The organism is Puniceicoccus vermicola (assembly GCF_014230055.1).
Lineage (GTDB): Bacteria > Verrucomicrobiota > Verrucomicrobiia > Opitutales > Puniceicoccaceae > Puniceicoccus > Puniceicoccus vermicola.
This window is the reverse complement of the sequence record NZ_JACHVA010000139.1, coordinates 85,968-96,552: the sequence shown is the minus strand read 5'-3', so window position 1 is coordinate 96,552 and position 10,585 is coordinate 85,968. Positions and strand designations below refer to the sequence as shown.

At 54.7% G+C, this 10,585-nt stretch carries 8 protein-coding genes; 3 read left to right on the top strand and 5 right to left on the bottom strand.

What is annotated here, in order from left to right; genetic code table 11:
- A partial coding sequence (locus H5P30_RS21935; RefSeq protein ID WP_221774427.1) for a hypothetical protein occupies positions 1 to 294 on the top strand: 294 nt, incomplete at its 5' end.
- A 236-nt stretch (positions 295 to 530) separates the two neighbouring features.
- Here the strand turns inward: H5P30_RS21935 and mgtE are convergent.
- Together mgtE and H5P30_RS20765 are read right to left on the bottom strand one after the other, a co-directional pair.
- Positions 531 to 1,892 carry a magnesium transporter gene (gene mgtE, locus H5P30_RS20770; RefSeq protein WP_185694833.1) on the bottom strand — a complete coding sequence of 454 codons (1,362 nt, stop codon included), beginning with the start codon at positions 1,890 to 1,892 and terminating at the stop codon, positions 531 to 533.
- Between the two features lie 227 nt (positions 1,893 to 2,119).
- Positions 2,120 to 4,981 (bottom strand): bifunctional fucokinase/fucose-1-phosphate guanylyltransferase, encoded by a 2,862-nt coding sequence (locus H5P30_RS20765; RefSeq protein WP_185694832.1) that lies wholly within the window; start codon positions 4,979 to 4,981, stop codon positions 2,120 to 2,122.
- 327 nt (positions 4,982 to 5,308) lie between these two features.
- On the opposite strand from H5P30_RS20765, the gene H5P30_RS20760 reads away from it, so the two are divergent.
- Positions 5,309 to 5,926 carry a transposase gene (locus tag H5P30_RS20760; protein WP_185694831.1) on the top strand — a complete coding sequence of 206 codons (618 nt, stop codon included), beginning with the start codon at positions 5,309 to 5,311 and terminating at the stop codon, positions 5,924 to 5,926.
- Positions 5,927 to 6,076: 150 nt separating this feature from the next.
- Positions 6,077 to 6,220, top strand: coding sequence for a hypothetical protein (locus H5P30_RS20755; protein ID WP_185694830.1), 144 nt, complete (start codon positions 6,077 to 6,079; stop codon positions 6,218 to 6,220).
- Between the two features lie 41 nt (positions 6,221 to 6,261).
- Here the strand turns inward: H5P30_RS20755 and H5P30_RS20750 are convergent, their stop codons facing one another.
- The 3 genes from H5P30_RS20750 to H5P30_RS20740 form a co-directional block, all read right to left on the bottom strand.
- Positions 6,262 to 8,184, bottom strand: a complete 1,923-nt coding sequence (locus tag H5P30_RS20750; protein ID WP_185694829.1) for an ATP-binding cassette domain-containing protein — start codon at positions 8,182 to 8,184, stop codon at positions 6,262 to 6,264.
- A 264-nt stretch (positions 8,185 to 8,448) separates the two neighbouring features.
- Positions 8,449 to 9,045 (bottom strand): hypothetical protein, encoded by a 597-nt coding sequence (locus tag H5P30_RS20745; protein ID WP_185694828.1) that lies wholly within the window; start codon positions 9,043 to 9,045, stop codon positions 8,449 to 8,451.
- A gap of 62 nt (positions 9,046 to 9,107) precedes the next feature.
- Positions 9,108 to 10,469, bottom strand: a complete 1,362-nt coding sequence (locus H5P30_RS20740; protein WP_185694827.1) for a TIGR02597 family protein — start codon at positions 10,467 to 10,469, stop codon at positions 9,108 to 9,110.
- Between the last annotated feature and the right edge of the window lie 116 nt (positions 10,470 to 10,585).

Genomic DNA, 10,585 nt, shown 5'->3' with positions numbered 1-10,585 from the left:
TATCCGCGTCCAACTGGGCAAGGCTTAAGCCATGCCCCACTGTGGGTGGGTCGCTTCAGCACCCACCGCGCAATGGCAGGACCAAACACCCCCCACGAAATGCCGCTTCAGGACACTCGGGACCCTCTCCGCGTCCAACCGGGCAAGGCTGAAGCCATGCCCCACTGTGGGTGGGTCGCTTCAGCACCCACCGCGCAATGGCAGGACCAAACACCCCCCAAGAAATGCCGCTTCAGGACACTCGGGACCCTATCCGCGTTCAACCGGGCTAGCCTCATGCCAGAATGGCTTTAGATTAAGGACCAATCCGAACTGCGGAACCTCCCCACCAGCTGAAGCTAGTCCCCCCCTCCTACGAGTAGGAGGGGAATTCTATAAATTGATACAGACTCCTCCCCTGCAAGCAGGGGAGGGGGACTCCCGACGATGTCGAGGGTGGAGGGGTTCCAACCCAGTCTTTTTGTCTGCAACCAAGCCTCCTAACTCGGCTTAATCTAGTGCCACTAAGGCTGAAGCTGTGCCCAACTTTTCTAAACCAACCGCTCCAGCAGTGTTCCGGCAAAGAACAGCACAAAGAAGAACCCGCACATATCCGTGATTGTCGTCAGAATAGGCCCCGAAGCTAGAGCCGGATCCATCTTGAATCCCTTCAAGATCAACGGGACCAAGCCTCCGATGAGGACGGCAACGATCGTGTTCAGCATAAGCGCTGTCCCCACAACCAAGCCGAACCATCCATTCTGCCAAATCGTTCCGGCCACGGCCACTAGGAGCCCGAGGACAAAACCATTCACCAGGCCTACGCCCAGCTCTTTCAGAAAGACCCGTCGCACTTCCTTCGGCTTCACCAGTCCCAAGGTGAGCTCGCGGACACTGACCCCGACAGCCTGATTCCCCGAGCAACCGCTCATATCGGAGATGATCGGGAGGAAGACCGCCAAGGCGATGACCTTCTCCAGCACGTCCTGATTCACCGCAATCACACTCGCGGCGATGACATTCAAAACAATATTGATTGAGAGCCAAGACAGACGCCTCCTTGAGCGGGTCATCAAAGGCATTGAGCGAAGCTCCTCATTCCCCTGCAGACCAGAAACCTTCAGATAATTTTCGGTCGCCTCTTCACTCATCGACTCTTCGACGTCCGAACGCTGCAACACTCCGATGAGCGCGCCGTTCAAATCCACGACCGGAAGCCCGAGAAAATGGTGCTCCATAAAAAAGTGATAGAGATCGTGCAGTCCCGCCGTGACCTCCACTGAGATCGGATTCTGGATCATCAGGGAAACCACCGTGTCATCCTGACGAGCCAAGACGAGATCCCGCAGACGCAAAACACCGAGCAGGCGCTGATTTTCGCCAGTCACATAGACATACTGAATGTCGAAATTGGCGTACTTATCCCGGTTCGATCGCATATCCTCTGCCACCTCGCGGACCGTAGCCGTCTCACGGTAGGCGAGATACTCGGTGATCATCATGCCCCCGGCCGTATCCCACTCATACCGCATCAACTCCCGGGCGTCGACCGCCTCTTCGGGGCTCATGGCGGCCAAGATCTTCTCTGCGACCTCCTCATCACAGCCCGAGAGTAGATCGGCCTGCTCATCACTCGGAACGTGGTCGACGACTTTCGCCGCCAGATCCGCGTCGACCGACTCCAGAATCTCAATCGATTGGGTTTCTCCCAGCCCTTGAATCAGATCGGCAGCAAATTCCGCATCCAGCAATCCAATCAAGTGCTCACGGGAATCTCCATCCATGCGGGAAAGTAACCGCGCCCGTTCCGAAGTCGGCAGTTCCCGTAAATATTCCTCAGCCCCGGCACGGTCTTCCGCTCCGAGAATCGCCTCTACTCGCCCCAAGTCGAACTCCACAACTTTTGCTTCCATGAGGCACTCTCCGGGCACAGCGCCCGCCTTTCAACTTCTAAGGAACATTAGACCGCAGAATTATGACCGTCCCCGCCCACCCTTAGAAAACGCCGACCAACCGATCACAGTCTACCGACTCACCGACCACCGGCCGCCGATCACCGACCAACCGACTCACCGACCAACCGACTCACCGACTCACCGACTCACCGACCAACCGACTCACCGACTCACCGGCCAACCGATCAACTCCTCGTCACCTGAAGCCCGGTCTCCGAGAGTGAGAAATCGACAAACCTCGCCCTTGCGTTCGGGGGATTCTCCTGGAGGTGTCGGCGAATCCGCAACGCCGCCGCTTCATCCTTAGCAAACATGAGGAGATAGCCTCCCCCACCTGCACCGAGCAATTTTTTGCCCAAAAGCCAATCATTCAGCGGCTCCAGGATTTTTTGAATGACCGGAGTGCAGGTCCCTGAATCCAAACGCTGATTCAATTCCCACGTCCGGTCAACCAAACGGCCCATGCGCTCGAAATCTCCCTTCTGCAAGCATTCATACATTCGGAGGGCATGATCGGATAGATCCTCGAGGCATCGCAGATGTTCCTGGCGATTGAGAAACATTCCCCGAACGATCTCGGAAAGGACATTGTGGGCCACCCGGGTTACGCCTGTGTAATACAACAAGCGACACCCCTGGAACTGCGGATCCGTAAAAAGATGTCCCGGCAACCAGCGGATGTCGGGAGTCTGGTCGAGCCCCGGGCCAGTCTCCAACATCTTCAACCCGCGAACCGCTCCCCCATATTGATCCTGCCATCCGCCGCCGGAAGTCAGCATCTGCTCAAGCGCCAACACTCGGTTGCCGATGGCTACCGAATCCCATCCATAGCCCGCCAGTTCCGAGAGGCAGGCCAAGAGCGCGGAAGAAAGAACACTACTCGTCCCCAAACCAGAACCTTTGGGGATCGCGCATAAGAGGGTAATCTCTAATCCACCGCCGAACTCTTCCAATTGGGCATCCAGAGAGGGATATCCCGTACCGGATTGAAAATCCGGATGGAACCCGCAGAGAGCCAGAGCGGCTCGCGGAATGGCAAAGTCGGAGCCGATTTCGGCATAGGCTCCAATATCCTCATAGCTGCGAAGAGATACCTCCGAACCAAGATCGATCGAACGCAGGGAAATTCCCGGGCGATCGGAGGTTCGTGCAAAAATTTGCACAGGAGGTTGACCATTTAACTCGACCGAAAGATTTACCACTCGGCCTCCATTCAGAAAACAATACGGAGGGGTATCCGTCCAACCTCCGGCGAGATCGAGCCGCACAGGCGAGCGAGCCCAAATCACCTGATCCGAGAGAACCGAGTTTCGCGGCACAGGAGCGGTCCGCCGATAGGGATCGACAATCGCGTTACGCATCGCCCGAAACGCCTCAGCCTCCTGCTCCGAACCATCGCCACCCCGCATCCGCTCCAGGGCGGAGTGGAACATCCGGCTACGCACGCATGCGTAGAGGTTTTCACTCGCTGCGGGCGAAACTTCGTCAAAAACCACATCCGAAGGAGCAGCCAACTCAGCGGCACGATAGAGATCACTTTGATAAAAAACACTGCGGCCCGCATGCCGGGCCAAAACCGGCAACGACTCCACGAGCCGGCGTTTGCGATCCTGGTCCACTCGCTCCATGGCGCAGCGATTTGCCAACTCCTCCGCCGATAGCTTTTCGGCGTCGCGATAGAGTCGTGCAAACCCCGGATCCTCCCGCGGCTCTTCCTCAACAATCCACCGCATAAACTTGCCGTTCATTTCTTCCCGACGGAGCACTGGAAAGAGAGGGACCTTTTGCAGGTCATCCCCCTCGGGAATGGGCAACCGGCGCCGACGAAACCAGTCCGCCGCCGGCTTCCCCATCCAGGTCGTTGAGTCGAGATTCAGATCCCCGCGGAAGCGGTCATGAAATCCGTACACCCGTACCGCGAAACACTCGCCCCCGATCGGAACCACATCCAGACAGGTGCCTTCGGAAAGCTTGACGATCCAGTCATTCTCCGGGATTCCCGTAATCACGTGCTGCTTGCTCAACTTCCAAGTATCAGGAATCGAAGAATTCTCGATCCAGACCTCCTGATTCTCCGAACCGAGCGAACAGGCAACCTCCGCATTCTGAATAAAAATCGAGGGATGCGGCTTGATCAATGGACTGAAAATTCGCCGCTGATCGTTTACCCGATTTTGCAGGGCCAAGGAGGAGCCAATGAGATCGCGATTCGTCCCGAAGTGATGAAACTCGGCCTCCGACAAAGGGAGCACCGCACAAGTGAGCTCGGCCAACTCTGGATCTTCGACCGTCGGATTCTCTCCGAGCCCCAAACCAAACTCGCCATAGAGATCGTACTCCGACAGTTCGCCATCGTCCCCTGTTTGGGGATTCCATCCTGATTTCCGCATCAAGACCTCAACCGCCCGGTCACTCAAAAGCCAGATGCCGATATCGAGCAAGAAGAGATGGGTGCTCGACAATTCGGCCACGCGTGAGGGATCCGGCTTCTGCAGCATGAAGTCAAACTGCTCAGGGTGTGCCCGCGGGGTAAAGAACACCCCGTGACCCGCCGCTGTCTCCGGACTGTCCCAGAGCCCGACGCAGACCACATCCGCATCGGGAATCTCCGGGAGCGGGCGATCGTTCCATATCAGGACGTCCCCGCTCGCGATCAGGGTATGGGACTGCGCTCCCGCAGCTTCCAAAATCTTCTGTAGCAGCGGCAATTGCAGTTCCCCCAAAGTCTGATCCAGCCGCTGCCCCGCACACCACCGAAAGACGGGCACGGGCAACAAAGCCTTGCCCAAGGCCGCATAAGCCGGCAAACGCCGACTCTGCCCCCCAGCATGAACCAATACCCGATCGTCCCGCTGGAGCCACTCCGCAAACGACTGAGACTCGCCGTCCGCACGCCAGGCCTCCCGCAGAAGATGAGCCGTCCCCCCGCCCGACCCAAGCTTTGCCCCTTCAGGATCATGAGTGACAAAACAATCCCCGAACGTTGCAGGGATCAGGGAAGAGGCGACACGGGATAAAGCAGGCGGAACCGAAAGCAATGTTTTCATGAAGTGAAACTAACCCTCTCTTTTCAAAAAGAGAAAGCCGAGCCAAATCACCGAAAAGGATAAGAGAGGAATAAATTCCGCGCTCCACAAAGCCCCCATTCGGACCGCGGACTTCAGTCCGCCCCGTGTGCCTCTCAGCAATTTCGATTCACCGACCACCGACTACCGATCAGCCAGACCTCCTCACACGACCTCGCCAGATTTCCACCGCTCAACGACGCAACGACTCCGACGGGACGGAATAAATTCCGCGCTCCGCAAAGTCCGCCCCGTGTGCCTCTCCGCCGATCTATCCCACAGCGAACCCCACTGAAAAGGAAAAACAATTTGCGCCGAATAAAGATCAATTCAAAGATCACCACCATGCCACACAAGGGCCGACACAGCCGAGGATATCTTCCCCACATCGACTCCTCCGGCATTACCCAATTCATCACCCTTCGACTATTCGACGCGGTTCCCACCCAACTCATTGAAAGATGGAAGGAGGAATTGGCACAAACCTCTGAATTTTCCGAAGACTCTGAAGAGCGAAAGCGCCAACTGGTCCGACGAATCGCTCGATTTGAAGATCGTGGCCATGGAGAGTGTTTCTTCCTCGAACCCACAGTTTCCCGCTTTGCGGCGCAGACACTCATCCAAGACCTCGAAAATGTCGGAAATTGGGTCATCATGCCCAATCACATTCATTTTCTTTTCCGACCAGCCCCGGAACCATCATTAGGCCTTCAGATCAAGAACCTGAAAGGAAAGACTGCCCGAGGAGCCAATAAGCTTCTCAACCGTCGAGGGACTTTCTGGTTTCCCGACTATTTTGATCGGATGATTCGCGACGAGGAACATCTGCGCAAAACCCGATACTATATCGAACAAAATCCCGTAAAAGCCGGACTAGTTCCTCGTGCTGAAGATTGGCAGTTCAGCAGTGCCTACAATCGGGAATAACGAGATTCCTAAATTTCCTTCGCGCTCGTTTCAACGGGGCGGAATAAATTCCGCGCTCCACAAAGACCTCCCCCGGCCCACGGATTTCAATCCGCCCTGCATGCCCCCTCCTCAGCAATTTCGATTCACCGATCACCGAGACCACCGATCATGACCCCATCAGGTTTCCACCTCTCAACGACGCAACTTCTCCAACGGGGCGGAATCAATTCCGCGCTCCGCAAAGACCTCCCCCGGGACCGCGGATCCCGCGTCAGCGCATGCCTCACTGACAACCGACTCACCGACAACTGACTCACCGACTCACCGACTCACCGACTCACCGACTCACCGACTCACCGAGCCCCTGCCTCAAGCTCCGATAATTCCTCCCAACGCGCGTACGCCTCCAGAGTCTCCTCTTCCAGCTTAGCCAAACGTTCGGAATCGGCGGCGGGATCATTTTTCGGGTCTTGGTAATAGTCGGCCGTCGACATCCTTGCTGCGAGCTCCGAATGTTCGGCCTCCAACGTTTCGATCTGGCCGGGAAGGGATTTTAGGGCCTCGCGTTCTTTATTCAAGAGCTTGCGAGGTTTGGCTTTCGAAGTGTCCTTCGGTGGGATTTTCGCCTCCGTTTTGACGGTAGGCTTAGTGGACTTCGCAGCTGACGCAGCTTGGCGTCGCTCAAAATCGGCCACCCACTGATCGGCTCCCGCGGCGTATTCCCGCACCTGCCCATCCCCTTCCAGGGCCAGCGTGCTCGTGACGACGTTGTCGAGAAAGGCCCGGTCGTGACTGACCAGCAAAAGGGTCGCATCGAATTCGAGCAGACGCTCCTCGAGGAGCTCTACGGTCTCGATATCCAGATCATTCGTCGGCTCGTCGAGGACCAGGAGATTCGCTGGTTGCAAGAAGAGGCGTGCCAGCAACAGGCGCGCCCGCTCCCCTCCCGATAGCTTGCGGATCGGAGCGCGTGCGGTTTCCGCGGTGAAGAGAAAATCCTGCAAATAGGAAAGAATGTGCCGGCTCCGCCCATTGATCGTCACCGTATCCCCTCCCGGAAAGACATTTTCCGCCACCGACAGATTGGGATCGAGCTGGGCGCGGTGCTGGTCGAAATAGGCCACCTCCAAACGAGTTCCGTGAGTGACGGTCCCTTCCTGCGGAGTCAGTTTCCCGAGGAGCAATTGCAACAAGGTGGTTTTTCCCGAGCCGTTCAGTCCGCATATTCCGATCTTATCGCCCCGCCAGATTGTCGTCGTAAAATCCTGAATCAGCGGCGAGCCGTCCCAATCAAATCCAATCCCCTTTGCCTCGATCACTTTGCGACCGGACATCTGGGCGTCGTTCATCTCCAACTGAGCCGCACCACTCTGCTCCCGACGCTGCGCCCGCTTCTGACGCATTTCCTGCAAAGCCCGAACACGACCTTCATTGCGAGTCCGTCGGGCTCGGATTCCTTTTCGAATCCAAACCTCCTCTTCCGATAGCTTCTTATCAAAATTCTCGTTCCGCTTCGCTTCCCCGGCCAGCCACTCGCTCTTCCGCTCCAGATAGGTGTCGTAGTTGCAGTCCCAGCGGGACAGACGACCCCGGTCGAGGTCGAGAATGCCGTCGGCCATCCGGCGGACAAAACTCCGGTCGTGCGAGACAAACAAAAGGGCAATCGGGGTCTTGCGAAAAAACTCTTCCAGCCAGCGAATTCCCGGAATATCCAAGTGATTGGTCGGCTCGTCCAGGAGCAGGAGATCCGGCTCGGCCACCAAAGCGCGAGCCAGAAGTGCCCGGCGTTTGTTGCCCCCCGACAAGGCTTCAAAAGCCATATCGCCATCGAGCCCAACCCGGTCCAGCACGGTCTCCACCTTCCGGTCGATCTCCCATCCATCGGAGTGGTCGAGCTGGTTTTGCAATTCATCGAGCCGGTCGGCCAACTCCTCGTCCGAGGAATCCAACGCGTAGTCCCGGGCCACCCGGTGATACTCGGCAATCGTGCGACTCGCCTCGCCCAGTCCTGCCGCCACCACTTCGAAAACGGTTTCACCCGGGATCGTCGGAATCTCCTGATCCAACTTCCGAATGCAGATCCCCGGCTTCGTCTCCAACTCCCCATGATCGGGAGCAACGACTCCGTCCAGAATCCGCAACAAAGTCGACTTCCCCTCGCCGTTTCGACCCACCAGGCACAAACGCTCCTTCTCCTCGATCATCAACGAGGCGTTGTCGAGCAGTTTGGGTCCCCCAAAGGAAACCGTCAGATTCCGGTACGTCAAAAGAGCCATGTATCCACCTCAATGAAATCCCTGCCCCAGAACGACAAGCCTAATCCAGTCAGTGGGCAAAAGGTGGGACCAAGTAATAGAGAGAAAAAGCAGGGGCAAAAACACAGTCGGCTCAAATCCGACCAATCGCAACCTCTCCACCTCTAACTTCGCAAACCCCAACCGAAAACGGACCAACCGGGAACCGGACAACTTCTCTCTCTTTCCAATAAAAAGCGCCCGAACCCGAAGGCCCGGACGCTTTTATTGGGAGGGAGAAAAAAGTTAACTCCGGCGGCGACGAACGAAGACGAGGCCAAGACCGAGGAGACCGGCGAGGAAGGCGAACGCTTCGGGCTCGGGAACTACGGTTAGGTTGGCTGAGCCTCCGGGACTATTCGAAACAATGCCAGCAGTCGAACCACCATCATTCGGCACCTCCCAATTCGAATTTCTCGATAAACCATATTTCTGACCGGCAGATATACTAGTGTCAGAGGAGAATACCAAACCTGGAAGCCAAACAATATAAAAATCTTGCTCCGGCGAAATGTCAGAACTTGTTACTTCAATTCCAGATGTTCCGGCAACAGAACTTCCGAAAATATCAGACGAAGAAATTCGACCAACAAGCCAATCGTTAGAAGAACCTAAAAATGACTCATCTATTAGATTTCCAGCCGACAGAGCCACTCCATCGTCGCCCGTGTCTACAATGATTAAGCCCAAGGTTCCGTCCGCAATTTCGGTAGTCCCGTCAGATTCGTATAGAGGATCTCCTGCATTACCAGCCGTCGCAACGAAAGTAACAGTTATCTGCGCCGATAACGAGCTGGCCGCAGAAACGATAGATCCTAATAAAAATATCTTAAATTTATTCATGTCCATAATTTGAGTGGAAAATGTGTGAATGATCTTACCAACAGGTAAATATAATCGAAAACTTAGTTTGAATCGTAAGAAGGATCGGCCGACCAAATGTTAGATCCGCTCTCTCCAACATTTTTTCTAACAATGTAACCATTTCCAGGAATAAACACTTCGGTATCATTTTGAACACCAGCTGCGATATCCCCAAGAATATACCAGCCAGCGGGACCTTGGCTTCCGTCATGATATAAATACCCGAGACTGGGCGGCTTATTGAATCCAACCGAAGAATTATTATAGACTAACAAAACATCTGCTGGATTTCCAACATCAGAAGAGGCTTCGAAAGCAGGGGAAGATTGAAGCCCCGACTCCGCCAAAGTCGTCGGGACTGGAAAAGTAAATCCCACGAAATTATCCTGCCTCAGTCCAGTTTGAATCCTCGACAAAATAGTCTTATGATCAGCCATCCGAACTGCCCCTACCAAATTGAATTGTTCATCGGATGGAGTAAGATTTCTGACGACATAAAAACTATCGGGGGTAAATGCCACGTCGTTCTGTAAACCCTCCGCAATATTACCATTAAGATACCATCCTTCAGGGCCCTGTGAACCATCATGATACAAATAACTAAGTCCAAGCGGAATATTCGTGCCAGCGGAATTTTGATTCGTAAAGAGAACTAACCCTTGAGGACTCCCAACATTACTAGATGCCGGGATACCCTCTCCGTCAGGGAACAAGCTATTCAGTGTCCAGTAGGGGATAACCTGAAACTTTTGCCCAGCAGCAATTCCTTGGCCCGCAAGATCACCCGCACCGATATCTTCAACCGTTACTTCTCCTGTAGAATTACCCAAGACAGTATAATACATCCCTTCCATCGGTCCATCCATCATAAGGACATAATAGGGAGCATCAACGAACTGACCTGTCGACCACCCTGGAGTTCCATCCGCACTCAACGTAAAGCCATCAACACCTGCATCCGCGATGACGCCAGAAAACTCTGCGGACCGATGAAGAGGGACAGAGAAGGCGGTATCTGAGTTTGCTTTGAAAGTCAGCGATATAGCTCCAACGGGATCGGTTTCAGCGGCGTTCAGGTTAAAAGATAGGAAAGCCGCGGCTCCGGCGACGAAGGAGAGAAATTTCGTTGAGGACATAGGCAATTTATTAGATTGCCCGACTATCGTCAGCCGAATCGGTTTTGGCAAGCTGGAAATCTCTAGTGACCTTGAGATTCGCTCCGAAGAGGTTTCAACTGGCCGTTTGCAACGAAATCGTTTCCTCCAGAGTGTTGGATGCCAGCAACTTGCACCACAATTTAAATACGCTTCATTCTCAAAAATCATACCAGAAATGACTTTTTCGCCCACGAAAAAGCACCATCTCCATTTCTTTTTGTCGATATTTTTGCGAATGGATCCCATTTTCACTTCAGCTTTTATTCTACTATCCTTTTGGAGCAATGGTCCAAAATACCTGGAGCCTGCGGGAACTGGCCCGCCCCATGTCGAAAAGACTAAATTTTGTCAAAATCGCGGTC

Bases quoted from the DNA above. Each gene is read 5' to 3' on its own strand.
- H5P30_RS20765 (WP_185694832.1), bottom strand. From the start codon at position 4,981: ATGAAAACATTGCTTTCGGTTCCGCCTGCTTTATCCCGTGTCGCCTCT.
- H5P30_RS20755 (WP_185694830.1), top strand. From the start codon at position 6,077: ATGACCCCATCAGGTTTCCACCTCTCAACGACGCAACTTCTCCAACGG.
- H5P30_RS20740 (WP_185694827.1), bottom strand. From the start codon at position 10,469: ATGGGATCCATTCGCAAAAATATCGACAAAAAGAAATGGAGATGGTGC.
- H5P30_RS20750 (WP_185694829.1), bottom strand. From the start codon at position 8,184: ATGGCTCTTTTGACGTACCGGAATCTGACGGTTTCCTTTGGGGGACCC.
- H5P30_RS20745 (WP_185694828.1), bottom strand. From the start codon at position 9,045: ATGAATAAATTTAAGATATTTTTATTAGGATCTATCGTTTCTGCGGCC.
- mgtE (WP_185694833.1), bottom strand. From the start codon at position 1,892: ATGGAAGCAAAAGTTGTGGAGTTCGACTTGGGGCGAGTAGAGGCGATT.